Source organism: Mesorhizobium sp. AR07, from assembly GCF_024746815.1.
Lineage (GTDB): Bacteria > Pseudomonadota > Alphaproteobacteria > Rhizobiales > Rhizobiaceae > Mesorhizobium.
In genome coordinates this window covers 3342501-3369441 of the sequence record NZ_CP080525.1, presented here as the reverse complement: position 1 = coordinate 3369441, position 26941 = coordinate 3342501, and the positions used below count along the sequence as shown (strand labels likewise).

The following is a 26941-nucleotide window of genomic DNA, read 5'->3' as shown; positions in this document are numbered from 1 at the left end:
CGGCAAGCATGCTGGCGATCGTGCGCCGCTACGAGGCGGCCGGCTTTCGCGCCTGGCCGGCAGCCGCGGTCCATTATGACGGCACCTGGGTGGTGCGGCTGACCGCCGGCCATCCGGCCAAGCGGCTGAACTCGGTCAATCCGCTCGACCCCGGCGACATCCAGCACATTGCCGACCGCATCGGTCGCGCCAGCCGCCGTTTCGATGCCTATGGCAGGCCGCTGACCTTCCGCATGTCGCCGCTGTCAGGCCCGGATCTGGCCAGCCATCTCGACCGCGAGGGCTGGAGCCGATTCGACGAATCGCTGGTCATGCGGCTGCCGCTGGCCGATGCGCAGCTTGATGCCGCCATGGACCAGATCCCGCTGAAGGACATCAGCCGCTTCATCGGCGCGTCGCTCAAGGTCAGTGGTTCGGACGTGTCGCTGCGGCCCGGCCTGTCGGAGATCATCGGCGCCATCCAGCCCGAAGCCGGGCTGTTCGCGCTCGAAGATGGAGCCGAGGCGCTGGCGACGCTGATCTGCGTGCACGACGGCGATCTCGCCGGCCTGTTCGAGGTTGCCACCGACAAGTCGGCGCGCAACAAGGGCCACGGCCGCAACCTGATCCTGTCGGCGCTGAAATGGGCGCGGCTGCGCGGCGCGCGGGAGGCCTGGCTGCAGGTCGAGGCCGGCAATGCACCGGCACTGGCGCTCTATCATTCGCTCGGCTTCGACGAAGTCTATCGCTATCACTATCGCCGGCCGCCTGTTCATGAGTGAAGTTGGGCATGAGTGATGTGACGATCGCCGGCAAGCGCCTGCTTCTGGTCGCCGCCTGCGCGCTGGTCGATGCCGACGGCCGCGTGCTGCTGGCGCAGCGACCCGAGGGCAAGCAACTCGCCGGCCTGTGGGAATTTCCCGGCGGCAAGGTCGAGCCCGGCGAGACGCCGGAACAGTGCATCATCCGCGAACTGCACGAGGAAATCGGCATCGAAACCGACATTCCCTGCCTGGCGCCGCTCACCTTCGCCTGTCATTCCTACGATGATTTCCACTTGCTGATGCCGCTGTTCATCTGCCGCCGCTTCCGCGGCATCGCTCAGCCCAGGGAAGGGCAGGCGCTGAAATGGGTGCGGCCAAAGCAGATGCGCGACTACCCGATGCCGCCGGCCGATGCGCCGCTGATCCCGTTCCTCATCGATCTCCTTTGAGAGGCCGACATCTGCCTGAAGCGCGTCGCGTTTGAACGGATTCGGGCGACGCGCTTTGGCTCTTGTTTCCAGGCATGTCGTTCTCGCAAAACCGGGGCGACTTTTGCGCGGCATGCATTAGTTGCCAGCCGAGGCTCCGTATCAGCTAACGTTAATGGAAGATTTATCTTGCCGTGAAAAATTGAAGCAAGGTCGTTTCGCGGCCGCGCCGCCGATTTGCTGGGGAGCGATAGAATGAGCCAAGACAGGGATTGGGACTCGATCCGGCCCGAGCGCAGCTTTAGCGCCGCCGACGCGGGCATGGGCATATTGCGGATCACACTTTTGTTCGGTTCGGCCGCGGTGGCGCTGGCGCTGGTCGCGACACCTTTCCTCGACAATCAGACGCGCTCGCTGGTTCCCCACGACGATCTTGCCGGCGGGCTCGACATGACGGCCACAGGCTCGATCAGCCGTCACGAAACCTATACGCTGCGCCGCAGCGTGCTGCAGCCGCAACCTAGTTCGGTCTGCATTATCCGGTCCAACGGCACAAGCAGCGGCGACTGCTGACATGGTTAAGAGATTCCGGCAAAGCAGAGGTTTCACCGCCTGTTAAGCTTTTGCCGTTAACCTTTCTTAACAGATCGGCGGTAAGGTCCCAACGAGAGGGGTTGAGATCATGAAAGCAGTGCTGCTGCGTTTTCTGAAGGACGAGAATGGCGCGACGGCCGTCGAATATGGGCTGATCCTCGCCGTGCTGTCGCTGGCCATCGTCGGCGGCATCAATCAGGTCTTCAACTCCATCACCTGGCTGTTCAGCGACAACGGCAGCAGGCTTGCGAACGCCTTCGCACCCTGAACGGGCTGTCCGCGCCTGACCCGATCATTGCCCGTCTGGAGCCTCCAGTATCGTCTTCAGCGAGACCTTGGCCGAACCCGGTTTCAGCGGTTTCTGCTGCGAGGCGTCGGGCGCCCAGCCGGACATCCAGACAATCGAGAAACTTGCCCTCACCCGGCCGTCGCGGTCGGAAAACCGCTCGGCGTAGATTTCCGCCGCACGGGCAAACAGCTTGCGTGAGCCGGGCCGGCGGCTGCGATCGGTGAGTGGGCTGGTTTCGCCCATGGCCCGCAGATCCGCCATCAGGCTGAGCAGGCTGGCATAGCGCACCGTCACCGTCTCGACGTCGGCGACCGGCAGAGCGAAACCGGCGCGTTGCAGAAGCGCACCGGCATCGCGCACGTCGGTGAACGGGATGACACGCGGGCTGGCGCCGCCGTAAAGCTCGGTCTCGGCCGCAAGCAGGCTTTCGCGCAACTCGAAAAGCGTGCCTGCGCCGGCAAAGGCGCCGAGGAAAAGCCCGTCCGGCCGCAGCGCGCGGCGGATCTGGATCAGCATGCCGGGGATGTCGTTCATCGCCTGCAGCGACAGAAGCGAGATCGCCAGATCGAGGCTTTCCGGTTCGAACGGAACGGTTTCGAGCGGTGCGATCATGCCAGCGCCGCCACCGGTCAGGAAAGCCGTGTCCGTCTCGACGCGGACAATGTCGGTGACCTTGCCGCTCCCGGCGAGTATTTCGGCTGCCGCCGATGTCTGGCAAAACAGCACCGCCGCCTTGCCGAACCGGCGCTCGACGGCACCCAGCCGGTCGGCAAGATCCTCGGCGGCTCGGCGCATGAGGAAGTCGGCGCCGTCAACCGGAGTGTCAAGCGCGCGCCGCTTGTGCGCCAGCCAGAGAGAAATATCCACTATCGGCTGCAACTGGCAGATCCTTGTTTGTCCACGCTCTGATATAGTGGCGCGCAGGACCAACCACGTGGCCGATCCGATGCCCAAGATCAAGCCCATCGAGATCAGGAGCCTGGCCCGATCGGCCCTCGGCTGGCCAGCCCGTATTCTGTTTCCGCCGGTCTGCGCCGGGTGTCGCCGGCATGTCTCGCAGCCCGGCGTGCTGTGTGGCGCCTGCTGGACAAACCTGCGGCTTCTGGAACGGCCATGGTGCCCGGTGATGGGTACGCCGTTCACCCACCATATGGGCGAGGGCTTTCTGTCAGCCGAGGCGATCGCCGATCCGCCGCCCTTCGAGCGGGCGCGGGCGGCTGTCGCCTATTCCGGCGTCGCCCGCCAGATGGTGCAAGGGCTGAAATACCAGGACCGCACGGATCTCGCGCCGTGGATGGCGCGCTGGATGGTGCGCGCCGGCGCCGATCTTATCGCCGACGCGGATGTGGTGGTGCCGGTGCCGCTGCACTGGCGGCGTTTTTTCAAGCGTCGCTTCAACCAGTCGGCGGAATTGGCACGGGCGGTCTCGGTGCTCAGCGAATTGCCCTTCGCGCCCTCTGCGGTGCGGCGCGTGAAGCTCACCCGCCAGCAGGTTGGGCTGGAGCGCAGCGAGCGCGAGGAGAATGTGCGGGCGGCCTTTCGGGTGCCGGTCGAGGCGGAAATCGAGATCGCCGGCCGCAGGGTGCTTTTGATCGATGATGTCTACACCACCGGTGCCACCGTGCGCGCCGCCACCAAGGCGCTGAAAAAGGGTGGCGCCGGCGCCGTCGACGTGCTGACCTTCGCCCGTGTGTTGCCGGGGGACTTCCGGGCGGACGAGTCCGCGACTATATAAGTCGGCAACGATAGTGGAAATTCGTCATGGTCGATGTCACGATCTACACCCGCATGATGTGCGGCTACTGCACGGCAGCCAAGCGGCTGCTCGAGCGCAAGGGCGTCGCCTTCACCGAGCGCGATGCCTCCTTCTCGCCGGAACTGCGCCAGGAGATGATTTCCCGCGCTCACGGCCGCTCGACCTTTCCGCAGATTTTCATCGGCGACACGCATGTCGGCGGCTGCGACGACCTGCACGAGCTGGAGGCCGAAGGCCGCCTGGACAAACTGCTCGCCAACGGCGCGGCGATTTGAGGATATGACGATGGGTGTTTTCAAGGCTGCTGCGATCCAGATGCGCTCAGGCGAGAGCCCCGAGCGCAACGCGGTCGATCTCGAACGGCTGGTGCGTGAAGCAGCAAGCCAGGGCGCGACCTATATCCAGACGCCTGAAATGACAGGCGCGCTGATCCGCGACAGGGAGGCGCGCGCCGCTTCCTTCACCTCCGAGGACAAGGACATCGTCGTCGCGACCGCGCGCAGACTGGCAAGCGAACTCGGCGTCTTCCTGCATATCGGCTCGACCGCCATTTTGCGCGCCGACGGCAAGCTCGCCAACCGGGCGCTGCTGTTCGGCCCGGACGGCGCCACGCTCGCCACCTATGACAAGATCCACATGTTCGATGTCGACCTCGACAATGGCGAGAGCTGGCGCGAATCCGCCGCCTATGAGCCGGGCACCGAGGCTGTCGTCACCGAGATCGAGGGTGCAAGGCTGGGCTTCGCGGTCTGCTACGATTTGCGGTTTCCGCAGCTCTTCCGCGCCGAGGCGCTGGCCGGCGCCGACCTGCTTTCCGTGCCTGCCGCCTTCACCCGCCAGACCGGCGAGGCCCACTGGCACGTGCTGCTCAGGGCACGCGCCATCGAGAACGGCGCCTATGTCGTCGCCGCCGCGCAAGGCGGCCTGCATGAGGACGGCCGCGAGACCTATGGCCATTCGCTGATCGTCGATCCGTGGGGCCGCATCATTGCCGAAGCCAACCATGACGAGCCGGCGGTGATCGTCGCCGAGATCGATCCGGCGCAGTCGGCCGCGGCGCGCAAGAAGATCCCCAATCTCAAGAACGCGCGGGATTTCGCCGTCAGCGCCGGTTCGGCCGAGACGCCGCGTCTCAGGGGTGCTGCCTCTTGATCCGCTTTTCCCTGATCTGCGAGCACGAGCACGAATTCGAAGGCTGGTTTCGCAGCAATGATGATTTCGACAGCCAGAAGAAGCGCGGCTTCGTCGATTGCCCGACTTGCGGCTCGCACAAGGTGCAGAAGGCGCTGATGGCGCCGGCCGTCTCCACGGCGCGCAAGCAGGAGACCATTGCGCTCGCCATGGGCGACGCGCAGAAGCAGGCCCTGGCGCAGCTCAAGGCGATGGCCGAGAAGGTGCGCGAGAATGCCGACTATGTCGGCGACAAGTTTGCCGAGGAAGCCCGCAAGATCCATTTCGGCGAAAGCGACGCGCGCGGTATCTATGGCGAGGCGACACTGGACGAGGCCAAGAGCCTGGCCGAGGACGGCGTCGAGTTCATGCCGATCCCGGTGTTTCCGGACGACCGCAACTGAGTTCCATGATGACATCGCGCCGGTCTCGGAAGGTCGAACGGCGACGTGGTGCGACGATGCCGTTTCGCAGTCTTTTGGACTTGCTGGCAGTCAGGGCTAGCGACAAGAGAACGGTCGGCGGGATGCTGATTATTTATGATGCCGACAAGGGCGGCAAGGATGCAGACAAGGTTGCCGCCGCACTGCATCTGATACGAGACTTCGACGCTGTTCGGTATCGGCGGGTGGTCCGAGATCTCAAACAAATCTGGATCACAACTATTGCCGGCGCCGCAGGGCAGTTCGCGGGATCGACATCGACTTGCGAGCTCGATGAACGATTCGTGATGGGCGAACATACGTCGATCGAGCAGGTGGCTGGCGCCATCGTGCATGAGGCCACGCATGCGCGTCTCGATCAGTGCGGAATTGGCTACGAAGAGGGAATGCGCGCCAGGGTAGAGGCGGTCTGTATGGGGCGTGAACTGGCTTTCGCAGCCAAATTGCCGGACGGGGCGAGTATTCGCTTGTGGGTTGAGGCTCGGCAGAAGGGTGCCGTCGACTATTCCAATACAGCGTTCAATACGCGGGAGATTGCTGGAGCGCGGGATGCCCTGATCCATCTCGGCACGCCAGGCTGGTTTGCGGACATCATCGTCTTTGTCGCGAGGCTGCGACGGCGCGGGAGCGTAAAACGAGAGGAAGGCGGACGCGCTTCAGAGCCGCCAAATTGACCATTTCGCCGGGCTGATGCGTGGTCGTGACGGCCATGGCTACAGGTTGCTTACACTGCCGATCAGTTTCGCGAGCAGGTGTGCAAGCGTCTCCCGCTCCGTCTGCGTCAAGCCCGAAAGAACCGCGTGCTCGTTGGCGACATGGGCGCTGACGGCCTCGTCGATCAAGGCGAGACCCTTTTCGGTCAGCCGCACGACAATGCCGCGCCGATCGTTGGGATGCGGGCCACGCAGGATCAATCCGGATGTTTCGAGCCGGTCGAGCCGGTTGGTCATGGCGCCCGACGTCACCATCGTCGCTTCGTAGAGCGCCGTCGGTGTCAGCGCGTAAGGTGATCCCGAGCGGCGCAGCGTTGCCAGCACGTCGAATTCCCCGGACTGCAATCCGAAGCGGGCAAACAGCGGCGCGAGGCGCTCGCGGGCGATCAGCGAGGAGGCCTCGTTCAGCCGCCCAAGCACTGCCATTGGCGAGACATCCAGATCCGGCCGCTCCCGCTTCCACTGCTCGATCGCTCCTGCCGCCCTGTCCACTGTCTCACCGCTATATATCTTGACGTTAAGAATCTTTCCGTTATCTTATCGCAAGATTCAATGCTGGCCAAGGGGGCCGCGCGACAGGGTTTGATCATGAAATTTCTTTGGGATTCGGCGCTCGGCCTGCTGGTCGTCACCGGCGGCCTGCTCGGCCTGACGCTGCCGTTCGGCAAGCTCGCGACGGCGGCCGGCGTGCCTGCCATGGTGTGGGCCTTCGTCATCTCGTTCGGCGCTGGCGGCGTGCTGTTGTGCGTCTTGCTGCTGCGCGGTCAGCGCATCCGGCTCACCGCGCACAAATTGCGCTATTTCTTCGTCACCGCGGCGGTGTCCTATGCCGTCCCCAACCTCTTGATGTTCTCGGCCATCCCGCATCTTGGCGCCGGCTACACCGGCATCATGTTCACGCTGTCGCCGGTCATCACGCTGGTGTTCTCGATCCTGCTGCGTGTGCGGCGTCCCAACATGCTGGGCATTGTCGGCATCGCCATCGGCTTCGTCGGCGCCGTCATGGTGGCGGTGACGCGCGGCGAGGCCGGCCAGCCGGCCGATTTGTTCTGGGTGGCGATGGGGCTGCTGATCCCGGTCAGTCTTGCCGCCGGCAACATCTACCGCACGGTCGACTGGCCGGAAGGCACCGGCCCAATGGAGCTTGCCGTCGGCAGCCACCTGGCGTCGGCTGCGATGCTGTTTGCAGGCATTCTCGCTCTGTTCGGCGTCAAGGCTTTTGCTCCACTCGGCGGCGTGCCGCTGGTGGTCGTCGCGCAGGTCGCGTCGGCGTCGGCGATGTTCGCCTTCTTCTTCCGGCTGCAGGCGGTTGGCGGCCCGGTCTATCTCAGCCAGATCGGTTATGTGGCGGCGGCGGTCGGGCTATTTTCCGGCACCATCTTCCTGGGCGAACACTATCAGCTGCTGACCTGGGCTGGCGCGGTCATCATCACTGCCGGCGTCTTCATCACCACCAAGGCACAAAGCCAGAAGGGCTGAGTGCTTGGCGCCAGAACCGCTTTGCGGTTCCGTCAAATCGGGCTCGCGTCAAAGATCTTCCTGAGGGCCGGCGGGGCAACATTTCGCCATGACATCCGTATTGCGCTGCGGAATGTCTGTTCATCGCAAGCGTCAAGCTTGATCGACGTCCAGCCCTTTGGTCCCCATCCGCCGGGTACCGGCTTGAAAACCAGAGGTTCGGCCACAGTCATCATCTCTTGCTGGCCGCTGTCGAGCTTTATGACGGCGCGATCGTTTTCGGGCAGCGACATGAAAATGCGATTGCGTACCCGGAAGTCGGCCTTGCCGAAATGCGATTTCTCGGCCGCTTCGGGAAACTCAAGCGCCAATTGTCGGGCTCTCACAGTTTCCATGGCCCGACAAATCTCCAGGTCAGCCTTCAGACACTGCCCTTTTCCGCCAGCACCATGTAGTTGACGTCCATGTCCTTGGAGCGCGCCCAGCGGTCGGCAAGCGGATTATAGGTGACGCCGGTGCGGTCGATGATGCTCAGGCCGGCGCCGCCAAGCGCCTTTTCGAGCTCTTCCGGGCGCACCAGCTTGCCGAACTGGTGGGTGCCGCGCGGCAGCCAGCGCAGCACATATTCGGCGCCGATGATGGCCAATCCGAGAGCCTTCAGGGTGCGGTTGATGGTGGCCACGAACATGATGCCGCCGGGCCGGACCATCTCGCCGCATTTAGCGACGAACAGGTCGATGTCGGCGACATGCTCGACCACTTCCATGTTGAGGATAACGTCGAATTTTTCGCCGGCGTCTGCCAGGTCCTCGGCCGTCGTGGCGCGATAGTCGACGCTCACATTGCCCTCGGCCGCGTGCAGCTTCGCCACTTCGATGTTCGTCTCGGAGGCATCCGCTCCCACCACCTCGGCGCCAAGCCGCGCCATCGGTTCGCACAAAAGCCCGCCGCCGCAGCCGATGTCGAGGATGCGCAGGCCCTCGAAAGGCCGCGCCGCGCGCGGGTCACGGCCGAAGCGCGCCGCTATCTGGTCGCGGATATAGGAGAGCCGGACCGGATTGAACTTGTGCAGCGGACGGAACTTGCCGTTCGGGTTCCACCATTCGGCGGCAAGGGCGGAAAAGCGTTCGACTTCTCCAGCATCGATAGTCGATCGTCGGGGCTCTGGCATCGGTTGGTCTCCTCGACACTACAGCGCCGCGCGTCCTTGGACGCGCAAAGGACGCTGTAGCACTTTTAGTCCGCACATGATCCTTTCCGAAATCGAGACCGATTTCGGGGTCATGCGCTAGGAAGTCGGGCGTGAGGCCACGAATGTCAAGGCAGCAATTTTCAATGCTGCCAGAGGGACTGGGCCGACAGAGGGGGGCCGACCTACTTCCCGTCCAGCACGTCGCGCAGTTTCGCCGCCAGCTGCTCGATGGTGAAGGGCTTGGCCAGGAAGTGCACGTCGTGGTCGAGCACGCCGTTGTGGACCACGGCGTTTTTGGTGAAGCCGGTGGTGAAGATCACCTTCAGCCGCGGCATGCGCGCGGCCGCCTCCTCGGCGAGCTTGCGGCCGTTCATCACCGGCATGACGATATCGGTGAACAGAAGCGCGACGCCGGGGTTTTCCGCCAGCTTCCGCAACGCCTCCATGCCGCTAGCGGCATGGAGGACGGTGTAGCCGAGTTCGCGCAAGGCATCCGTGGTGGACGCACGCACACGGGCATCGTCCTCGACGACGAGGATGGTTTCCGTGACCGCAGCGGCGGGATTGCCGCCTCGCCCCGCGGGCACGGCGGCCTCCTCCGAGCCGAAGAATCGCGGCAAATAGATCTTGATCGTCGTGCCTTCGCCGGGCTCCGAGTAAATCTTGACGTGGCCACCCGACTGCTTGACGAAGCCGAACACCTGGCTCAGCCCAAGGCCGGTGCCCTTGTTGACCGGCTTGGTGGTGAAAAACGGTTCGAACGCCTTGGCCATGACATCCGCTGGCATGCCTTCACCGGTGTCGCTGACCGCGATCATCACATACTGGCCGGCCGCGACCTCGGCATGGGTGGCGGCATAACTGTCGTCGAGGTGGCTGTTGGCGGTCTCGATGGTCAGCTTGCCGTCGTCGCCCATGGCATCGCGCGCGTTGACCGCGAGGTTGAGAATTGCGTTCTCGATCTGGCTCGGGTCGGCATGGGTCTTCCACAAGCCTCCCGCCAGCACGGTTTCGATGCGGATGGTTTCGCCGAGCGCCCGCCGCAGCAGGTCCGACATTCCGGTCAGCAGACGGTTGGTGTCGACGATCTGCGGCGCCAGCGGCTGCTGGCGCGAGAAGGCGAGCAGGCGAGCCGTCAAATTGGCCGCACGGGTCGCCGCGTCGATCGCCGATTCGATGAATTTTGCGATGTCGTGCTCGCCGCGCGCCAGCTTGCGCTGGGTGAGGTTCATGGCGCTGATGATCACGGCCAGCATGTTGTTGAAGTCGTGGGCGATGCCGCCTGTCAGCTGGCCGACCGCCTCCATCTTCTGCATCTGGCGGATCTGCGATTCAGCCTTTTCGCGCGTCTGGATCTCATTGCCGAGCGCGATGTTCTTGCGCATCAGCGCTTCCTGGGCGACGGCCACCTCGCGGAAGCGGCGGCGGGATTCGCGGATGGCGTAGGCGCCAAGCAGGAAGATCGCCAGCAGGGCTGCCAGCGAGCCGATGCGCAGCCAGGCCTCGACCTGGTCTGTATGCTCGTCGCGGGCAGCAACGGCGGCGGCGCCGATGCGCCGGATCGTATCCATACTGGCCCGGATATCGTCCATGGCGGCCTTGCCCTGGCCGCTGCGGACCAGCTCCAGCGCTTTCGCCGCGTCACCTCTGTCGTAGAGAGCGATCGTTTCGGCCAGCTCAGCCTGCTTTTGCGAAAGCGCGTCCTTGACGCGACTGACCTGCGGAGCGAGCTGATCGTCCGAGGCTGTCATGGTGTCGATGCGGGCAAGTTGCCCCGGGATGGCCTCGACGGCCTTCCGATAGGGTTCGAGGTAGGACTTCTCCCCGGTCAGCAGATAGCCGCGCTGACCGCTCTCGGCATCCTGCGCCAATGAAAGCAGCCCGGAAAGCAGTTCCTGATACTCGATTGTCGCGCGCGCGGCGGCACGATTGGCCCTCTGGCTCTCGACGAGCATGGCGCGCGTGCCGACGATCAGCGCCAACACCGCGAAGCCGATGACAAGCGGGAGCGATTGCCATCGCATGGCGCGTCGAAGACGAGCAATCATCTGTTATGCCGGACCAAAAGGATTTCCCCGCGGGCAGCATTTGGTAAGCGGCGGCGGCCCGGAACGCAATATGCCGTCTTCTTGAAGCCGGCAATCCGCCGCCAGCCTTGCGAAAGCTTCATCATTTGGCTAAGGAGGCCGCGCATTCAGCGGCCGGCGTCAGCCGGCCTTCCGCTTTTCCGGATTCCGCTTTTGGGCTGGGGTCCGGCTTCAGTCAAAGGCATTTCGCTTCCATGGCGCGCATCGTGATGAAATTCGGCGGAACCTCCGTCGCCGACATCGCCCGCATCCGCAATGTGGCGCGTCACGTCAAACGCGAGGTCGATGCTGGCCATGAGGTGGCCGTCGTGGTTTCGGCGATGGCCGGCAAGACCAATGAACTGGTCGGCTGGACGCGCGAGGCCTCGCCGATGCATGATGCACGCGAATATGACGCGGTCGTCGCTTCCGGCGAACAGGTCACGGCCGGCTTGTTGGCAATCACCTTGCAGAACATGGGCGTGCATGCCCGCTCCTGGCAGGGCTGGCAGATCCCGATCAAGACCGACAACGCGCATGGCGCGGCGCGCATCCTGGACATCGACGGCGCGTTCCTGATCAAGCGTTTCGGTGAGGGCCAGGTGGCGGTGATCGCCGGATTCCAGGGCATCGGCCCGGACAATCGCATCGCCACGCTTGGCCGTGGCGGCTCCGACACCAGCGCGGTCGCGATCGCTGCAGCGGTCAAGGCCGATCGTTGCGACATCTACACCGACGTCGACGGGGTCTACACCACCGATCCGCGCATCGAGCCCAAGGCGCGGCGGCTGGCCAAGATCTCGTTCGAGGAAATGCTTGAAATGGCCTCGCTCGGCGCCAAGGTTCTGCAGGTGCGTTCGGTCGAGCTTGCCATGGTGCACAGGGTGCGTACCTTCGTGCGGTCGTCCTTCGACGATCCCGATGCGCCCGGAATGGGGGATTTGCTCAATCCGCCCGGAACGCTCATTTGCGACGAGGAAGAGATCGTGGAACAGCAGGTCGTCACCGGAATTGCCTATGCCAAGGACGAAGCGCAGATATCGCTGCGCCGTGTCGGCGACCGGCCGGGCGTCGCCGCCGGCATCTTCGGGCCGCTGGCCGAGGCCAACATCAATGTCGACATGATCGTCCAGAACATTTCCGAGGACGGCAAGTTCACCGACATGACCTTCACCGTGCCGTCGGGCGATGTCGACAAGGCGCTGGCCGTGCTCGAGCGCCTGAAAGCCTCGATCGGCTACGATGTCGTGCAGTCGGAAGCCGGCATGTCGAAGGTTTCGGTCATCGGCATCGGCATGAGGAGCCATGCCGGCGTCGCCGCCACCGCTTTCAAGGCGCTGGCCGACCGTTCTATCAACATCCGCGCCATCACGACCTCCGAGATCAAGATTTCGATACTGATCGACGGTCCGTACACCGAACTTGCGGTTCGTACTTTGCATTCCGTCTACGGTCTGGATAAGCAGTAGCGAGAACGATTTGAGTTGTTGCGTGCGCGCCGGTCGCGGTGGAAACTGCGGCGGGCAACATGCCCATTGGAGAAGAAGCCGCGATGCGTGATCAGGCCAGTGGCCCGCGCGTTTTGCTGAAACGGCTCCGCGAGCTCATGCAGGAGCCGCTGGAGCCGCAGGAGCGGCTTGACCGGATCGTGCGCGATATCGCCTCCAACATGGTCGCGGAAGTTTGCTCGCTCTATGTGCTGCGCGCCGATTCGGTGCTCGAACTCTACGCCACCGAAGGCTTGAACCCGAACGCCGTCCACCTGGCGCAGCTCAGGCTGGGGCAAGGCCTGGTCGGCACGATTGCCGCCAGCGCACGGCCGCTCAACCTCTCGAATGCCCAGGAACACCCGGCCTTCGCCTATCTGCCGGAGACCGGGGAGGAGATCTACAACTCCTTCCTCGGTGTGCCGGTGCTGAGGGCAGGGCGCACGCTGGGCGTGCTGGTGGTGCAGAACAAGACCATGCGCCACTACCGCGACGACGAGGTCGAGGCGCTGGAAACGACCGCGATGGTCATCGCCGAGATGATCGCCACCGGCGATCTGGCGCGGCTGACCCGGCCCGGCCTCGAACTCGACCTGCGCCGTCCGGCCAGCTTCACCGGCCTGTCCTTCAACGACGGCGTCGGACTTGGCCATGTCGTGCTGCATGAGCCGCGCATCGTCGTCACCAATTTGTTCAACGAGGATAGCGAGGAAGAGGTCCGCCGGCTCGAGACCTCGCTCGGCTCGCTCAGGCTCTCCATCGACGACATGCTGGAACGCCGCGACGTCGCCTTCGAGGGCGAACATCGCCAGGTTCTGGAAGCCTATCGCATGTTCGCCAACGATCGCGGCTGGGTGCGCCGCCTGGAAGAGGCGATCCGCAACGGGCTCACGGCGGAAGCAGCGGTGGAAAAGGTGCAGAGCGACATGCGCGCCCGCATGCTGCACATGACCGATCCCTATCTGCGCGAGCGGATGAGCGACTTCGACGACCTCGCCAACCGGTTGCTGCGCCAGCTGATGGGGCGCGGGCCGGAGGATGTCGCCGCATCGCTGCCGAAGGACGCCATCATCGTCGCCCGTTCGATGGGTGCCGCAGAGCTGCTCGACTATCCCCGGGACAAGCTGCGCGGGCTGGTGCTGGAGGATGGCGCGGCCACCAGCCACGTCGTCATCGTCGCGCGTGCCATGGGCATTCCTGTCGCCGGCCAGATGAAGGGCGCCGTTTCCATGGCGGAAAACGGCGATGCCATCATCGTCGACGGCGAAGAGGGCGCGGTCCATTTACGGCCGCAGCCCGATCTTGAAGCCGCCTATGCCGAAAAGGTGCGGTTCCGGGCGCGCCGGCAAGAGGTCTATCGCGAGCTGCGCAAGAAGCCGTCGATGACCAGGGATGGCGTCCAGGTCGATTTGTTGATGAATGCCGGGCTTGCCGTCGACCTGCCGCAGCTTGCCGAGGCGGGCGCGGCCGGCATCGGCCTGTTCCGCACCGAACTGCAGTTCATGGTCGCCTCGACGTTTCCGCGTGCCGAAGCTCAGGAAAAGCTCTATCGCGACGTGCTCGAGGCGGCGCGCGGCAAGCCGGTCACCTTCCGCACCATCGATATCGGTGGCGACAAGGTGCTGCCCTATTTCAAGGGTGCGATCCAGGAGGAGAACCCGGCGCTCGGATGGCGGGCGATTCGCCTGACGCTTGACCGACCGGGGCTGCTGCGCACCCAGATCCGCGCCTTGCTCAAGGCCAGCGGCGGACGCGAATTGAAGCTGATGCTGCCGATGGTGACCGAGCTTGGCGAGATCGCCCAGGCGCGCGAGATCATTGACCGTGAGGTGCGGCACCTTTCGCGTTTTGCCCATCATTTGCCGACCAGCCTCAAGCTGGGCGCGATGCTGGAAGTGCCGTCGCTTCTGTTCCAGCTCGACGAATTGATGAAAGCCGTCGACTTCGTCTCGGTCGGATCGAACGATCTATTCCAGTTCGTCATGGCCGTCGACCGCGGCAACACGCAATTGGCCAACCGCTTCGATACGCTGTCGGCGCCGTTCCTGCGCGTCCTGAAGCAGATCGCCGATGCCGGCGTGCGCAACCATACGCCTGTGACGCTGTGCGGCGAACTCGCCGGCAAGCCGATCTCGGCGATGGCGCTGATCGGTCTCGGCTTCCGCTCGATCTCGATGTCGCCGGCCTCGATCGGCCCCGTCAAGGCGATGCTGACGGAACTGCCGCTGGATGAGTTGAAGGCGTTCTTCGACGACAATCTGATGGCGCCGGCGCAGGGGCTGCCGATGCGGGCGCTGCTGCAGGCCTTTGCCGACGACCGTTCGATCCCATTGTAGCATCCTCATCATGGTCAATTTGCCCCGCGATCGTATGGATCAAGTCGTCAAGCGTTTCGAGATGCTCGAAGCGCAGATGTCGGCTGGCCCGGCACCGGATGCCTATGTGCGCATGGCGTCGGAATACGCAGAGATTCAGGACATGGTGGCCAAGGTCAGGGCGCTGCGCTCGGCCGAGCATGAGCAGGCCGACCTGGAAGCCATGCTCGCCGACAAGGGCACCGATGCCGAGATGCGGGCCCTGGCGGAGGCCGACCTGCCGGAGGTCGAGGAACGCATCGAGACGCTGCAGAAGGACATCCAGATCCTGCTGCTGCCCAAGGATGCCGCCGACGACAAGAACGCCATTCTCGAAATCCGCGCCGGCACCGGCGGCGATGAGGCGGCCCTTTTCGCCGGCGACCTGTTTCGCATGTATGAGCGCTACGCTGCCGACCGCGGCTGGCGGTTCGAGACGGTGTCGGCCAGCGATGGCGATGCCGGCGGCTACAAGGAAATCATCGCCACGATCTCGGGCAAGGGCGTCTTTGCGCATCTGAAATTCGAATCCGGCGTGCACCGCGTGCAGCGCGTGCCGGCGACCGAGGCGAGCGGGCGCATCCACACTTCGGCCGCCACCGTCGCCGTCCTGCCGGAAGCCGAAGAGGTCGACATCGACATCAGGGCCGAAGATATCCGCATCGATACGATGCGCGCCTCGGGCTCGGGCGGCCAGCACGTCAACACCACCGATTCGGCTGTTCGCATCACCCATTTGCCGACCGGCATCATGGTGGTTCAGGCGGAAAAGTCGCAGCATCAGAACCGGGCGAAGGCGATGCAGATCCTGCGCGCCCGCCTCTATGATTTGGAGCGCAGCAGGGCCGACGAGGAGCGCTCCGAATCGCGCAAGTCGCAGGTCGGCTCCGGCGACCGTTCGGAACGCATCCGCACCTACAATTTCCCGCAAGGCCGTGTCACCGACCACCGCATCAACCTGACGCTCTATAAGCTCGACCGGGTGATGATGGGCGAACTCGACGAAGTGATCGATGCGCTGATCGCCGATCGTCAGTCGAAGCTGCTCGCCGACATCGGCATCGATGGCTAGCCTGCCGGAAGCGCTGGGGCCACTGTTGCGGCAAGCACAGGCCCGGCTTGCCGGCGCCGCTGTCGATGATCCGGGGCTCGATGCAAGGCTGATCGTCGAGCATTTTTCCGGCACGACCCGCACCCAGGCGATTGCCGATCCGGAGCGCAAGATCGACGCAAGCACCATTGCGGCAATCGATGATGCCTTGAGACGGCGCATCGGCGGCGAACCGGTGCACCGCATCCTTGGCTATCGTGACTTCTACGGTTTGCGGCTGTCGCTGTCGCCGGAAACGCTGGAGCCGCGGCCGGATACCGAAACGCTGGTCGAGGCGATGCTGCCTTTCGTCAGGGCAGTGGCAGTCCGGGAAGGCGAATGTCGTATCCTCGATCTGGGCACCGGCACCGGCGCCATCGCCCTGGCGCTGCTCAGCGTCGTGCCGACGGCGATCGCCACCGGCGTCGATATGTCCGCTGGCGCGCTGGCGACGGCGACCCGCAATGCCCGGCAACTGGGCCTTGCCGGCCGGTTCACGGCGCTCCAGTCAGACTGGTTCGAAAAAGTTTCCGGCCGCTACCATGTAATTGCCGCAAACCCTCCCTATATACAGTCCGAAGACATTGGAAATCTGCAGGACGAAGTCCGCAATTTCGACCCGCGCCTAGCCTTGGATGGTGGCGTGGACGGTCTGAACCCCTACAGGATCATCGCCGCGGAGGCGGCAAGGTTTTTGGAAACTGAAGGCAGGATTGCGGTCGAGATCGGCCACACGCAGCACAACGAGGTTTCGGAGATATTCACGGCTGCCGGCTACGTGCCGGGCGGTGCTTTTCGTGACCTTGGGGGAAACGACAGGGTTGTTGTCTTTGAAAGCACAAAGCCTTGACGCAGTGCAAAAAAAGCGCTTGGCAATGCCGGGGAATGCGGCTAGGGTCGCCTTAACCGGATGAGACGAAGCAGGCAGTGCTCTTAGCGATTCGGTTTTCCTTGGAAATAGCTGCCTTCTTGCGCAAACGATGCCCAAGCTTCGTGCGGGAATCGTCCGGCAAGTGATGTAACCGGAACAGGATGGCACGTGGCGCCAACGCAATCGATGCGGGCGAACGCCGGTGAAGAAACGAAACGGCTGGCTGCATGAGCGCCTCCGTTCGTGAAGAGTTTTTCGAAAATTTCAAAATGAAGAGAGTTTGATGAGGCCACAACAGCAGAACAGGCGCATGCGCGGTCGCAACAACAATGGCGGCGGCGGTGGCAACAATAACAATAGCAACAACAACAACCGCAAGGGGCCAAACCCCCTGACGCGCAATTACGAGAGCAACGGCCCGGACGTGAAAATCCGCGGTTCGGCTCAGCAGATCGCCGAAAAATACGCCACCCTTGCCCGTGACGCGCACAGCTCCGGCGACCGGGTCATGGCGGAGAACTATCTCCAGCACGCCGAACACTACAATCGCATCATCGCGGCCGCGCAGGCGCAGATGCCGATCCAGAACGCGCAGCAGAATCGCGATGATTTCGACGATGACGGCGACGAGGATCGCGACGACTTCGACAATGGCGGCAACAACAGCAACACAATTTCCGATACCCAGGTTCCGGTGGTCAACCATGGCGCCGGTCCGCAGCCGGTCATCGAAGGCATGCCGGCCGAGGTCGCGCTGAACCGGGAAAACGGCCGCGACACTCGTGATAACAATAGCGGGCGTGACAATGGCGGGCGCAACAATGGCGGCCGCGACAACAATGGCGGACGCAATCGCGATCGTCGCCCCAATGGCGGTTATGGCCAGAATGGCCAGCGCGACTTTGCTTCGGCCGCCGAGCAGGGCGGCCAGCCCCAGCGCAACGAGACCGCGATCCAGGCCGAAGCCGCTTCGCCGACCGAATCTGCCGAATCCGTTGCGATAGCCGAACCGGCTCCGCTGTTCGAGAACCTGTCGCCGGCAGGTCTTGCCGCCCAGGCCGAGCTCAACGAGGCGGCCGCCGAAAGCGGTGCTGCCCGTCGCCCGAGGCGTCCGCGCCGTCCGCGCGTCAGTGCCGATCAGGTCGAGGGTGGTAGCGCCGATGCCAGTGCCGGCGAGGTGGCCGCGGCCCCGGTCGACAGCGGCAATGCCGAACCGGTCAAGGTCGATATCGACAACTGATCGAACGACATTTCGAGACGTTGGACGGCGGAGAGAAATCTCCGCCGTTTTCGTTTGCGCGGCCGTGCAATATTATGCGGTTGCCGATGTCGAGACGTCTTGAGGGTTCGGGGCCTGTGCACCATATCAGCCTCAACTGGACCCGGCTCGAATGGGCGGGTCCGTCACCGCAATCGGATCCGGTGCCGCAAAGCGGGCCGGTGATGGAAGGAGACAGATATGAACCTTGAGAAATACTCCGAGCGCGTGCGCGGCTTCATCCAGTCCGCGCAGACCATGGCGCTCTCCCGCAACCACCAGCAATTCACCCCTGAACAAATGCTCAAAGTGCTCGTCGATGACGACGAGGGCCTGGCCGCGTCCCTGATCGAACGCGCCGGTGGCAACGTCCGCGACGTCAAGCTTGGCGTCGAGACGGCGCTCGAAGCGATGCCCAAGGTCGAAGGCGGCAATGGCCAGCTCTATCTGGCGCAGCCGCTGGCCAAAGTGTTCTCGACCGCTGAGGAGCTGGCCAAGAAGGCCGGCGACAGCTTTGTCACCGTCGAGCGGCTCCTGCAGGCGCTCGCCATGGAGAAATCGGCCAAGACCGCCGACATCCTGGCCAAGGCCGGCGTCACTGCACAAGCGCTCAACCAGGTCATCAACGATGTCCGCAAGGGTCGCACCGCCGATTCGGCGAGTGCCGAACAGAGCTACGACGCGCTGAAGAAATATGCGCGCGACCTGACCGCCGATGCCCGTGCCGGCAAGCTCGATCCGGTCATCGGCCGCGACGACGAAATCCGCCGCACCATCCAGGTGCTGTCGCGCCGCACCAAGAACAATCCGGTGCTGATCGGCGAACCGGGCGTCGGCAAGACGGCGATCGCCGAAGGTCTAGCGCTGCGCATCGTCAATGGCGACGTGCCGGAATCGCTGAAGGACAAGCAATTGATGGCGCTCGACATGGGCGCGCTGATCGCTGGCGCCAAATACCGTGGCGAGTTCGAGGAGCGGCTGAAAGCCGTCCTTTCGGAAGTCACCTCCGCTGCTGGCGGGATCATCCTGTTCATCGATGAGATGCACACGCTGGTCGGCGCCGGCAAGGCGGATGGCGCCATGGATGCGTCGAACCTGTTGAAGCCGGCGCTGGCGCGCGGCGAGCTTCATTGCGTCGGTGCGACCACGCTCGACGAATATCGCAAGCATGTCGAGAAGGATGCAGCTCTTGCCCGGCGTTTCCAGCCGGTCTTCGTCGATGAGCCGACGGTGGAAGACACCGTCTCGATCCTGCGCGGCCTGAAGGAAAAATACGAACAGCACCACAAGGTGCGCATCTCGGATTCGGCGCTGGTGGCGGCGGCGACGCTGTCCAACCGCTACATCGCTGATCGGTTCCTGCCCGACAAGGCGATCGACCTCGTCGACGAAGCCGCGTCGCGGCTGCGCATGCAGGTCGATTCCAAGCCCGAAGCACTCGACGAGATCGATCGCCGCATCATGCAGCTCAAGATCGAGCGCGAGGCGCTGAAGGTCGAGACGGACGATGCGTCGAAGGACCGGCTCGCCCGCCTGGAAAAGGAACTTGTCGGCCTCGAGGAGGAATCGACCGAGATCACCACCAAGTGGCAGGCCGAGAAGCAGAAGCTCGGCCTGGCCGCCGACCTGAAGAAGCAGCTCGACGAGGCGCGCAACGAGCTTGCCATTGCCCAGCGCAAGGGTGAATTCCAGCGCGCCGGCGAGCTTGCCTATGGCAAGATTCCGGAACTGGAAAAGAGGCTGAAGGACGCCGAAGCCCAGGACGGCAAGGTCGGCATGGTCGAAGAGGTGGTCACCCCCGACCATGTCGCCCATATCGTCTCGCGCTGGACCGGCATTCCGGTCGACAAGATGCTGCAGGGCGAGCGCGACAAGCTGTTACGCATGGAAGACGAGATCGGCAAGCGCGTCGTCGGCCAGGGCGAGGCGGTACAAGCCGTCTCAAAGGCCGTGCGGCGGGCGCGTGCCGGCTTGCAGGACCCGAACCGGCCGATCGGCTCGTTCATGTTCCTCGGGCCGACAGGCGTCGGCAAGACCGAACTGACCAAGGCACTGGCGAACTTCCTGTTCGACGACGAAAGCGCCATGGTGCGCATAGACATGTCGGAGTTCATGGAAAAGCACTCCGTCGCCCGGCTGATCGGCGCGCCTCCCGGCTATGTCGGCTATGAGGAGGGTGGTGCGCTGACCGAAGCGGTGCGACGCCGACCCTACCAGGTCGTCCTGTTCGACGAGATCGAGAAGGCGCATCCGGACGTGTTCAACGTGCTGCTGCAGGTGCTCGATGACGGCCGCCTGACCGATGGTCAGGGCCGCACCGTCGACTTCCGCAACACGCTGATCATCATGACGTCTAACCTCGGCGCCGAATATCTCGTCAATCTCGGCGAGGACCAGGATGTCGACCAGGTCCGTGACGAGGTGATGAATGTCGTCAAGGCATCGTTCCGGCCCGAGTTCCTCAACCGCGTCGACGAGGTGATCCTGTTCCACCGGCTGCGCCGGCAGGATATGGGCCGCATCGTCAAGATCCAGCTCAAGCGGCTGGAAAGCCTGCTTGTCGATCGCAAGATCACCCTTTCGCTGGACCAGGAGGCGATCGACTGGCTGGCGGCCAAGGGTTACGACCCGGCCTATGGCGCGCGGCCGCTGAAGCGGGTGATGCAGAAGGAACTGCAGGACCCGCTGGCGGAGAAGATCCTGCTCGGCGACATCCTCGACGGCTCGACAGTCAAGGTGACGGCCGGTTCCGACCGGCTGAACTTCCGCTCGAAGCCGACGCTCGTCGCGGCCGAGGCGGCAGCCTGATCCAGCGCCGCGCGTCCATCCCGGACGCGCGGCGTTTCCACACAGATGAGGGCGCGGATGACGCTGGACGACTACAACGGCTTCTGCGCCTCGCTGCCTTCGACGACACATGTCGTCCAGTGGGGTGGCGCCCATGTCTGGAAGGTCGGCGCCAAGGTCTTCGCGATCGGCGGCTGGGACCAGGGCCAGCAGCTTTTCGTCACCTTCAAATGTTCCGACATCGCTTATGATGTGCTGAAGGAGCAGCCGGGCCTGCGGCCGGCACCCTATCTTGCTTCGCGCGGAATGACATGGATCCAGCGTCAGACAAGCCAGAGCATGGATGATGGTGCGCTGAAGGACTATCTGCGCGAGAGCCATCGCCTTGTTGCCCTGAAGCTGACCAAGCAGGCACGCAAGGAATTGGGGCTTGCGGCGAGCTAGCTGATATTCATCGAGGCGCCGGAAAACTGCCATCTTCATGCCCGGTTCATGTTGGAACTTTATGCTGGGCGAATGGTTTGCTGGCGAAGGGGTTCGCCGTACAGGGACACTGCCGGGCGACGGCAATTACGGACCGGAGAGTTTGGCCACCATGTTCCGCACGATCTTCACCCTCTCGGTGCTCGCCGCTGGGCTTGTGTCTTCTGGCGCGCTCGCCGCGCCGACGCAGGACAATGAACCAATTGTTGTCCGCGCCGCCACGACTGGTGGCGTCCTTGTCGCCCAGGACGGCAACCTCGACATCTATTACGACGCCAGGGGCAATCGCGTCATCGTCGATGCCGATACCGGCAAGGTCATCGCCATCCAGCCGCCGCAGACGCGGCTCGACAGGCGCGCGTTGCGCCGCGAGACAAGGCTGCGCGAGTTGGGCCGGGCGCCCGATAACAATGATCGCTACTATCTCGACGATCCGCAAGACATGGCGCGATTCCGCCGTAAGCAGCTGGAAGAGGGAGGCCGGGTCATCGCGCCGCCGGCGGACGGATACGATCCCTACGGTGACAATTCCGTGGAAGCCTATCCGCCGCCACCGCAGGACGACGGCAGCTACGACAACAATTATCCCGATGCGCCGCAGCCGGCAGAGCCGCGCACCATCAAGCGCCAGCCGCTGAACGAGGCTTCCATAGAACCCGCCCAGCCGGCATTCCCCGCCGAACAGGCAGCACCCGCCGATCAGGCGGGACTGCCGCCCAAGGCCGGCGGCAAGACCACCGTAGCACCGTCGCTTTCGCTTGGAGCACGCCAGGATGTCGCGGCACTGCAGGTGCTGCTCGACCGGGGCGGCGCTTCGCCCGGCGTCATCGACGGGCGATTCGGTTCGAATGTCGACAAGGCACTTGCCGCCTACAACCAGATCACCGGCAGCAATCTGCGATCGACCGATGCGGTCGGCATCCAGGCAGCACTTGCGCAAACCGGCGGCGATGCCTTCGCCAACTACACCATCACAGCGGAAGATGCGGCCGGCCCCTATGTCGCCTCGATTCCGGAAGACTACAGCCAGAAGGCGCAGCTCGATCGCATGGGCTATACCTCGGTGACCGAAGCGCTGGCGGAGCGCTTCCACATGGACGAGAACTATCTCAAGGCGCTCAACCCGGACGCCAACTTCAATCGCCCCGGCACGATCATCAAGGTCGCCAATTTCGGCAAACTCGTCTCGACGCCGGTTGCCCGCATCGTCGCCGACAAGGGCAAGAAAGAGGTTTTCGCCTATGATGCGGGCGGCAAGCTGGTGGCTGCCTATCCGGCCACAATCGGTTCGTCGGATACGCCGTCGCCAACCGGTATCCACACGGTGACGCGCGTCGCGCTCGATCCGAACTACACCTACAACCCAAACATCAATTTCAAACAGGGCCAAAACGACAAGGTCCTGACCATTCCGCCGGGTCCGAACGGCCCGGTCGGTTCGGTCTGGATCGCCCTGGACAAGCCGACCTATGGCATCCATGGCACCCCGGAACCGTCGAAGATCGGCAAGACCGAAAGCCATGGCTGCGTGCGCCTGACCAACTGGGATGCGCGGGAACTGGCCAAGCTGGTGTCGCCGGGCGTCACCGTTGAGTTCGTCGAGTAGGCGCGCCCGAGACGCGTCAGCCGATGATCCTGCGCACCCACTTCGCGCTCGGGGTTGCCGCGTAGATCAGTTGCACCACCAGAATGAATCCGACGCTGAGCAACGGGGTGATCAGGCACAGTGCCGCACCGATCGCCCATAGGATCTGCGCCTTGACGATACGCAGGTAGACCGTGCGTTTGGTTCCCGCATCGACGCCCTCTGCCAGGAAGCCGCTTTTCTCCGCGTAACGCCAGCTGGCGAACAGCGTGATGCCAAGCATCAGCAGGTTGAGCCAGTAGACCAGGACCGCTGTTCTGAATTCGAGGAAGTCGGCCAAAAAATCGGTCGAGAACGGCAGCAGGGCGATGAAAGCGAGAAAGCAGAGGTTCAGCGTGGCAAGTCGCCGGTCGGATCTGGCGATCAGCCCATGTTGCGCCTGCTGGCCGAACCAGAAGATGGTCAGCGTCAGAAAGCTCAAGGCATAGGTCAGGAAGCGTGGCGCCAGTGCGGCGATCGCGGCAAGCAGATCGCGCTCCGAATGGATCGCCTCGTGCGCCGGCACCCTGATCTCGAGGACGATCAGGGTGAGTGCGATGGCGAACACCCCGTCAGTGATGCCGACGATACGGCCGCGCCCCTCCGCCGATGCTTCGAGTGGCCGCTTCATCGTTTCTCCCCGTCTGAAATTTCCAGAAAACCTAGCATGACTGCCGCTATTTGCACCTGGACAGGCGTGCTCCTGGCCATGCGGCTGGTTTCAATGACGGCAAGCCACTGGCCGGTTGTTGCCAAGGCGTATGCGGTCTAAGCAAGGCTCCATGCATTCACCAAGCGAAGCCGCCGCCGTCCCGCTGACCAGCCCGGTCACGAACGGGACGTTCTGTCCGCAATCGCAGCGACGATTCGTGCTGATCGCGGCAATCCTGGCCTCCGCGCTTGGCTTCATCGACGGTTCGATCCTGGCCATTGCCATGCCGGCGATCCGCGTCAACCTTGGCGCCAGCCTTGCCGAGGCACAGTGGATTTCCAATGCCTATGCGTTGACGCTGTCGGCGCTGATCCTTGCCGGAGGTGCTGCCGGCGATCGGTTCGGGCTGCGCCGCGCCTTCGTGGCGGGCATTGCGCTGTTCATTGTCGCCTCGCTTGCCTGCGCGCTGGCACCGAATGCGGTGGTGCTGATCGCATTTCGTGCCCTCCAGGGCATTGGTGCTGCGATCATGGTGCCGGGCAGCCTCGCCATCATCGCCAAGGCCTACCCGAAAAAGGAACGCGGCCGGGCGATCGGCATCTGGGCGGCGGCTTCGGCGCTGACGACAGCACTTGGCCCGGTGTTCGGCGGCTTCGTGCTGTCGGCTTTCGGCGACGGCATCTGGCGGGCGATCTTCGCCATCAACCTGCCGCTCGGCCTGATCTCGATCTATCTTCTGCTGGCGAAGATTCCAGCCGACGCGCCAACGGAGAAACGCAGCCTGGATCTTGGCGGTGCCGCGCTCGCGACATTGGCCTTCGGCGCGCTCGCCTATGGACTGACCTCGATGAGCGCCAGCGGCGAGGGCCACATGTCGGGGCCGAGCATTGCCGCCGGCGTCGTGTTGCTGGCTGTCTTCATCGTCTTCGAACTCCGGCAGCGGGAGCCGATGATCGACCTGTCGTTGTTTCGCGTCGGCGCTTTCGCCGGCGCCAATGTCGCAACGTTCTTCCTCTATTTCGCGCTGTCGGCCAATCTTTTCTATCTGCCGATGCTGCTGATCGCCGGCTGGGGACTGAGCACGGCGGAGGTCGGCTTCATCTTCCTGCCCCTGTCGGCATCGATCGCGCTTTTGTCGGGACCGGTCGGCCAGTTGTCGGACCGGATCGGGCCGCGCTTTCCGATCGCCTGCGGCAGCCTCGTCGTGGCTTTCGCCTTTGCCGGACTTGCCATGCTCACCCATGCCGGCATCCACAATTTCTGGACGGGAACATTCCCGCTGATGGCGCTGATGGGGCTCGGCATGGCGCTTGTCGTGTCGCCGCTGTCGACGGCGATCATGACGGCGGTGGAAGACAAGGATACCGGTGCCGCCTCCGGCATAAACAATGCCGTCTCGCGCATCGGCGGCCTGATCGCGGTGGCGGCGATGGGCTCGCTTGCCGCCTGGGTCTACGCCAATGCACTGGATGGGAATGCAACGACCGGCGTGCCTGGCTTCGGCGAACCGTTACAAGCCGGACTTGCGCCGGCACTCGATGCGGCAAGGCTCGCCGCCAGTGACGCGGCGTTTTCCGCCGTGTCTTCGGTGACGGCGCTGCTTTGCCTGCTGTCGGCTGTTATCGCGTGGACGACCATTTCCGGTCAGCGGCTGCCATGGCCGTGGCGTGCGGAAAATCAGCAAGGCTGAGAACGTAGTCAAAGCTAGAAAACCGACGGATCAACCGTCGATCTTGGCGCTCGCAACCTTCAGCGAATCGCTGTCTTCCTGCTTCAACAGGTCGTCGATGCGCTCGCGTTCGCGCTTGAAGGCGACGAGGTCGTCGCCCTTCAGCACCTTGCCGACCGGCAGGCGGACACGCATCGGATCAACCTTGGTGCCGTTGACGATCAGCTCATAGTGAAGATGCGGGCCGGTGGCGAGGCCGGTCTGGCCGAGATAGCCGATGGTCTGCCCCTGGCGCACGCGCACGCCCTCTTCGATGCCTTTGGCAAAGGCGCTCTGGTGATTGTATGAGGTCTCGTAGCCATTGGCATGACGGATGATGATCTGCTTGCCGTAGCCGCCGGCCCAGCCGACCTTCTCGACGACGCCATTGCCGGCGGCAATGATCGGCGTGCCGATGGGAGCGGCCCAGTCGACGCCGGTGTGCATGCGGACATAGCCGAGGATCGGATGTTTGCGGGCGCCGAAACCGGAGCGGAATTTTCCGGCGGGCAGGGGGTTGCGCAGCAGGAATTGCTGGGCGCTCGAGCCGTCCTCATCGAAATAGTCGGTGCTGCCATCCTGCATCTGGAAGCGGTAGAAGTTGCGCGTCGTGCCGCCGAACGTCGCCGAGACAAACAGAAGTTCCGAGTTGTCGGAGGTCTGATCATCGCCATCGGGCTGCGAGAACAGCACTTCGATACGGTCGGCGGGGTTGAGCCGGGACTGGAAGTCGACGTCGGAAGCCAGCAGCTTGATCAGCCGCTGGGTCATCGCCTTGGACATGCCGTAGGAATAGGCGGCGCGGTAGATGCCGTCATAGACGTTGGGCAGGTTGCCGCGCACCACCACCGGGGCCGACGAATCATCGAAGGCGGTCAGCAATTCGGGATTGGGATCCGGTTCCTGCGCCGGCACATACTGGCCGCGATCGTCGAGCGCGATGGTGACGATATGCGTGGTCTTGTCGTAGACGCTGGTACGAACCACCTTGGCGGCATCGCCGTGGACTTCGAGACCGACACGCAGCACGGTTCCAGCCTTGAGCGCCGTGGCGTTCAACAGCTTGGCGATCGCTTCGGCCATGCCGGTGGCGTCTTCGCCCGTATAGCCCGAATCAGCAAGGGCTTCGGTGACGTCGAGATCCTTGGTGAAGGGGATGATTTCCTCGGCGAAAGTCGGCGCCTGGTCGTCGGCGGCGGCGCGCGGAGCCACCGAGACGTTTTCCGGCACGATCTTGACGTCGTAGGAGCCAGCCATGCTCTCGGCAAAGGCTTCGCCGAAACGCTGCGGGTCGACATAATGGAGTGAAGCGACCTGCACGGCGCCATCGCTGAGGCCGGTGCCGGCTTCGCGCACCACCTTTTCCACCTCGTCGGCGGACAGGTCGCTCTTTTCGTCGAAGGCGGCCGTCTCGATCGGGAAATCGACGGTCTTCAGGCTCATCTCGCTTTCGACCTTGGCGCCGTAGATTTGTCCGGAAGCGGCCGAGGCTGTCGCCGGCTGCGCCGCACTGTCGTCGCTGTCGTCGCCAAACACCTGCATCGGGTCGAAGGGCGGGTAGGCGCGACTGGTGGTGTGGCCGGCGGCGAGCGCCATCTTGATCTGCACGAAAGGCATGGTGTGGATGACGTCGCGGTCGCCGACCTTGGTGACCATCGACACTTCCATGCGGCGGCGGTCCTTGGCCTTGGCGATCTGGCGCGGCGCCACCAGCCTTGTCGTCTTGGCCACCTCGCCGGAATCGCCATTGTTGGCAAGGCTGATCATTTCGGCGA

General features: G+C 63.9%; 26 protein-coding genes (1 of these 26 running past the window's edge). 19 read left to right on the top strand and 7 right to left on the bottom strand.

What is annotated here, in order from left to right; translation table 11 throughout:
* Nucleotides 1–8: 8 nt before the first annotated feature.
* From BPNPMPFG_RS17190 to BPNPMPFG_RS17175, 4 genes are all read left to right on the top strand, one after another.
* Entirely contained in the window at nucleotides 9–761 is a 753-nt protein-coding gene (locus BPNPMPFG_RS17190) for a GNAT family N-acetyltransferase (RefSeq protein ID WP_258596794.1), read from the top strand.
* An 8-nt stretch (nucleotides 762–769) separates the two neighbouring features.
* Nucleotides 770–1192 carry a (deoxy)nucleoside triphosphate pyrophosphohydrolase gene (locus tag BPNPMPFG_RS17185; RefSeq protein ID WP_258589926.1) on the top strand — a complete coding sequence of 141 codons (423 nt, stop codon included), beginning with the start codon at nucleotides 770–772 and terminating at the stop codon, nucleotides 1190–1192.
* Nucleotides 1193–1426: 234 nt separating this feature from the next.
* On the top strand, nucleotides 1427–1744 hold the full coding sequence (locus BPNPMPFG_RS17180; protein WP_258589925.1) for a hypothetical protein: 318 nt from the start codon (nucleotides 1427–1429) through the stop codon (nucleotides 1742–1744).
* Nucleotides 1745–1853: 109 nt separating this feature from the next.
* A complete protein-coding gene (locus tag BPNPMPFG_RS17175) occupies nucleotides 1854–2033 on the top strand; it encodes a Flp family type IVb pilin (protein ID WP_258589924.1) in 180 nt (59 codons plus the stop codon).
* 24 nt (nucleotides 2034–2057) lie between these two features.
* On the opposite strand, the gene BPNPMPFG_RS17170 is transcribed toward BPNPMPFG_RS17175, so the two are convergent.
* The gene (locus BPNPMPFG_RS17170; protein WP_258589923.1) at nucleotides 2058–2933 is read right to left on the bottom strand and encodes a methyltransferase domain-containing protein; all 876 of its coding nucleotides are present in this window, start codon (nucleotides 2931–2933) and stop codon (nucleotides 2058–2060) included.
* Between the two features lie 55 nt (nucleotides 2934–2988).
* Here BPNPMPFG_RS17170 and BPNPMPFG_RS17165 point away from each other — a divergent pair, with 55 nt between their 5' ends.
* The 5 genes from BPNPMPFG_RS17165 to BPNPMPFG_RS17145 all read left to right on the top strand — a co-directional run bounded on the left by BPNPMPFG_RS17165 (nucleotide 2989) and on the right by BPNPMPFG_RS17145 (nucleotide 6097).
* Nucleotides 2989–3789 carry a ComF family protein gene (locus tag BPNPMPFG_RS17165; RefSeq protein WP_258589922.1) on the top strand — a complete coding sequence of 267 codons (801 nt, stop codon included), beginning with the start codon at nucleotides 2989–2991 and terminating at the stop codon, nucleotides 3787–3789.
* Nucleotides 3790–3815: 26 nt separating this feature from the next.
* Nucleotides 3816–4085 (top strand): glutaredoxin 3, encoded by a 270-nt coding sequence (gene grxC, locus BPNPMPFG_RS17160; protein WP_258589921.1) that lies wholly within the window; start codon nucleotides 3816–3818, stop codon nucleotides 4083–4085.
* A 10-nt stretch (nucleotides 4086–4095) separates the two neighbouring features.
* Nucleotides 4096–4962, top strand: coding sequence for a carbon-nitrogen hydrolase family protein (locus tag BPNPMPFG_RS17155; RefSeq protein WP_258589920.1), 867 nt, complete (start codon nucleotides 4096–4098; stop codon nucleotides 4960–4962).
* Complete coding sequence (locus tag BPNPMPFG_RS17150; RefSeq protein ID WP_258589919.1) at nucleotides 4959–5384, top strand: DUF1178 family protein; 426 nt, start codon at nucleotides 4959–4961, stop codon at nucleotides 5382–5384. Before BPNPMPFG_RS17155 ends, BPNPMPFG_RS17150 begins: the two co-directional genes overlap by 4 nt.
* 122 nt (nucleotides 5385–5506) lie before the next feature.
* A complete protein-coding gene (locus BPNPMPFG_RS17145; protein ID WP_258589918.1) occupies nucleotides 5507–6097 on the top strand; it encodes a hypothetical protein in 591 nt (196 codons plus the stop codon).
* Nucleotides 6098–6136: 39 nt separating this feature from the next.
* Here the strand turns inward: BPNPMPFG_RS17145 and BPNPMPFG_RS17140 are convergent, their stop codons facing one another.
* Nucleotides 6137–6628, bottom strand: coding sequence for a MarR family winged helix-turn-helix transcriptional regulator (locus tag BPNPMPFG_RS17140; RefSeq protein ID WP_258589917.1), 492 nt, complete (start codon nucleotides 6626–6628; stop codon nucleotides 6137–6139).
* A 96-nt stretch (nucleotides 6629–6724) separates the two neighbouring features.
* Between BPNPMPFG_RS17140 and BPNPMPFG_RS17135 the strand changes: the two genes are divergently transcribed.
* A complete protein-coding gene (locus tag BPNPMPFG_RS17135) occupies nucleotides 6725–7615 on the top strand; it encodes a DMT family transporter (RefSeq protein WP_258589916.1) in 891 nt (296 codons plus the stop codon).
* Nucleotides 7616–7647: 32 nt separating this feature from the next.
* Here BPNPMPFG_RS17135 and BPNPMPFG_RS17130 read toward each other — a convergent pair whose 3' ends face one another.
* From BPNPMPFG_RS17130 to BPNPMPFG_RS17120, 3 genes are all read right to left on the bottom strand, one after another.
* Nucleotides 7648–7989 (bottom strand): MmcQ/YjbR family DNA-binding protein, encoded by a 342-nt coding sequence (locus BPNPMPFG_RS17130; protein ID WP_258589915.1) that lies wholly within the window; start codon nucleotides 7987–7989, stop codon nucleotides 7648–7650.
* A gap of 26 nt (nucleotides 7990–8015) precedes the next feature.
* Complete coding sequence (gene ubiG / locus BPNPMPFG_RS17125; protein WP_258589914.1) at nucleotides 8016–8765, bottom strand: bifunctional 2-polyprenyl-6-hydroxyphenol methylase/3-demethylubiquinol 3-O-methyltransferase UbiG; 750 nt, start codon at nucleotides 8763–8765, stop codon at nucleotides 8016–8018.
* 203 nt (nucleotides 8766–8968) lie between these two features.
* Entirely contained in the window at nucleotides 8969–10810 is a 1842-nt protein-coding gene (locus BPNPMPFG_RS17120; protein ID WP_258589913.1) for a CHASE3 domain-containing protein, read from the bottom strand.
* Between the two features lie 257 nt (nucleotides 10811–11067).
* Here BPNPMPFG_RS17120 and BPNPMPFG_RS17115 point away from each other — a divergent pair, with 257 nt between their 5' ends.
* The 8 genes from BPNPMPFG_RS17115 (at nucleotide 11068) to BPNPMPFG_RS17080 (ending at nucleotide 22788) form a co-directional block, all read left to right on the top strand.
* Nucleotides 11068–12321, top strand: a complete 1254-nt coding sequence (locus BPNPMPFG_RS17115; protein ID WP_111548892.1) for an aspartate kinase — start codon at nucleotides 11068–11070, stop codon at nucleotides 12319–12321.
* A gap of 83 nt (nucleotides 12322–12404) precedes the next feature.
* Nucleotides 12405–14675 (top strand): phosphoenolpyruvate--protein phosphotransferase, encoded by a 2271-nt coding sequence (gene ptsP / locus BPNPMPFG_RS17110; protein WP_258589912.1) that lies wholly within the window; start codon nucleotides 12405–12407, stop codon nucleotides 14673–14675.
* A gap of 10 nt (nucleotides 14676–14685) precedes the next feature.
* On the top strand, nucleotides 14686–15765 hold the full coding sequence (prfA, locus tag BPNPMPFG_RS17105; protein ID WP_258589911.1) for a peptide chain release factor 1: 1080 nt from the start codon (nucleotides 14686–14688) through the stop codon (nucleotides 15763–15765).
* Nucleotides 15758–16633, top strand: coding sequence for a peptide chain release factor N(5)-glutamine methyltransferase (prmC, locus tag BPNPMPFG_RS17100; RefSeq protein WP_258589910.1), 876 nt, complete (start codon nucleotides 15758–15760; stop codon nucleotides 16631–16633). Before prfA ends, prmC begins: the two co-directional genes overlap by 8 nt.
* Before the next feature lie 304 nt (nucleotides 16634–16937).
* Entirely contained in the window at nucleotides 16938–17894 is a 957-nt protein-coding gene (locus tag BPNPMPFG_RS17095) for a DUF4167 domain-containing protein (protein WP_258589909.1), read from the top strand.
* A 219-nt stretch (nucleotides 17895–18113) separates the two neighbouring features.
* A complete protein-coding gene (gene clpB / locus BPNPMPFG_RS17090; RefSeq protein WP_258589908.1) occupies nucleotides 18114–20720 on the top strand; it encodes an ATP-dependent chaperone ClpB in 2607 nt (868 codons plus the stop codon).
* A gap of 57 nt (nucleotides 20721–20777) precedes the next feature.
* Nucleotides 20778–21143 carry an MmcQ/YjbR family DNA-binding protein gene (locus BPNPMPFG_RS17085; RefSeq protein WP_258589907.1) on the top strand — a complete coding sequence of 122 codons (366 nt, stop codon included), beginning with the start codon at nucleotides 20778–20780 and terminating at the stop codon, nucleotides 21141–21143.
* Between the two features lie 151 nt (nucleotides 21144–21294).
* The gene (locus BPNPMPFG_RS17080; RefSeq protein WP_258596792.1) at nucleotides 21295–22788 is read left to right on the top strand and encodes a L,D-transpeptidase family protein; all 1494 of its coding nucleotides are present in this window, start codon (nucleotides 21295–21297) and stop codon (nucleotides 22786–22788) included.
* A gap of 16 nt (nucleotides 22789–22804) precedes the next feature.
* On the opposite strand, the gene BPNPMPFG_RS17075 is transcribed toward BPNPMPFG_RS17080, so the two are convergent.
* A complete protein-coding gene (locus BPNPMPFG_RS17075; RefSeq protein WP_258589906.1) occupies nucleotides 22805–23437 on the bottom strand; it encodes a TMEM175 family protein in 633 nt (210 codons plus the stop codon).
* Nucleotides 23438–23588: 151 nt separating this feature from the next.
* Between BPNPMPFG_RS17075 and BPNPMPFG_RS17070 the strand changes: the two genes are divergently transcribed.
* Complete coding sequence (locus tag BPNPMPFG_RS17070) at nucleotides 23589–25148, top strand: MFS transporter (RefSeq protein WP_258589905.1); 1560 nt, start codon at nucleotides 23589–23591, stop codon at nucleotides 25146–25148.
* A 30-nt stretch (nucleotides 25149–25178) separates the two neighbouring features.
* Here the strand turns inward: BPNPMPFG_RS17070 and BPNPMPFG_RS17065 are convergent, their stop codons facing one another.
* Nucleotides 25179–26941, bottom strand: partial view of a M23 family metallopeptidase gene (locus BPNPMPFG_RS17065; protein ID WP_258589904.1) — the 3' portion only. The gene runs 208 nt beyond the window's last position; the window shows 1763 of its 1971 coding nt (coding positions 209–1971); its start codon lies beyond the right edge, outside the window — the gene reads right to left on this strand; its stop codon occupies nucleotides 25179–25181.

Coding starts and splice junctions, on each gene's coding strand:
- BPNPMPFG_RS17190 (WP_258596794.1), top strand. CDS start 9: ATGCTGGCGATCGTGCGCCGCTACGAGGCGGCCGGCTTTCGCGCCTGG.
- BPNPMPFG_RS17185 (WP_258589926.1), top strand. CDS start 770: ATGAGTGATGTGACGATCGCCGGCAAGCGCCTGCTTCTGGTCGCCGCC.
- BPNPMPFG_RS17180 (WP_258589925.1), top strand. CDS start 1,427: ATGAGCCAAGACAGGGATTGGGACTCGATCCGGCCCGAGCGCAGCTTT.
- BPNPMPFG_RS17175 (WP_258589924.1), top strand. CDS start 1,854: ATGAAAGCAGTGCTGCTGCGTTTTCTGAAGGACGAGAATGGCGCGACG.
- grxC (WP_258589921.1), top strand. CDS start 3,816: ATGGTCGATGTCACGATCTACACCCGCATGATGTGCGGCTACTGCACG.
- BPNPMPFG_RS17155 (WP_258589920.1), top strand. CDS start 4,096: ATGGGTGTTTTCAAGGCTGCTGCGATCCAGATGCGCTCAGGCGAGAGC.
- BPNPMPFG_RS17145 (WP_258589918.1), top strand. CDS start 5,507: ATGCTGATTATTTATGATGCCGACAAGGGCGGCAAGGATGCAGACAAG.
- BPNPMPFG_RS17135 (WP_258589916.1), top strand. CDS start 6,725: ATGAAATTTCTTTGGGATTCGGCGCTCGGCCTGCTGGTCGTCACCGGC.
- BPNPMPFG_RS17130 (WP_258589915.1), bottom strand. CDS start 7,989: ATGGAAACTGTGAGAGCCCGACAATTGGCGCTTGAGTTTCCCGAAGCG.
- ubiG (WP_258589914.1), bottom strand. CDS start 8,765: ATGCCAGAGCCCCGACGATCGACTATCGATGCTGGAGAAGTCGAACGC.
- BPNPMPFG_RS17120 (WP_258589913.1), bottom strand. CDS start 10,810: ATGCGATGGCAATCGCTCCCGCTTGTCATCGGCTTCGCGGTGTTGGCG.
- BPNPMPFG_RS17115 (WP_111548892.1), top strand. CDS start 11,068: ATGGCGCGCATCGTGATGAAATTCGGCGGAACCTCCGTCGCCGACATC.
- ptsP (WP_258589912.1), top strand. CDS start 12,405: ATGCGTGATCAGGCCAGTGGCCCGCGCGTTTTGCTGAAACGGCTCCGC.
- prfA (WP_258589911.1), top strand. CDS start 14,686: ATGGTCAATTTGCCCCGCGATCGTATGGATCAAGTCGTCAAGCGTTTC.
- prmC (WP_258589910.1), top strand. CDS start 15,758: ATGGCTAGCCTGCCGGAAGCGCTGGGGCCACTGTTGCGGCAAGCACAG.
- BPNPMPFG_RS17095 (WP_258589909.1), top strand. CDS start 16,938: ATGAGGCCACAACAGCAGAACAGGCGCATGCGCGGTCGCAACAACAAT.
- clpB (WP_258589908.1), top strand. CDS start 18,114: ATGAACCTTGAGAAATACTCCGAGCGCGTGCGCGGCTTCATCCAGTCC.
- BPNPMPFG_RS17085 (WP_258589907.1), top strand. CDS start 20,778: ATGACGCTGGACGACTACAACGGCTTCTGCGCCTCGCTGCCTTCGACG.
- BPNPMPFG_RS17080 (WP_258596792.1), top strand. CDS start 21,295: ATGTTCCGCACGATCTTCACCCTCTCGGTGCTCGCCGCTGGGCTTGTG.
- BPNPMPFG_RS17075 (WP_258589906.1), bottom strand. CDS start 23,437: ATGAAGCGGCCACTCGAAGCATCGGCGGAGGGGCGCGGCCGTATCGTC.
- BPNPMPFG_RS17070 (WP_258589905.1), top strand. CDS start 23,589: ATGCATTCACCAAGCGAAGCCGCCGCCGTCCCGCTGACCAGCCCGGTC.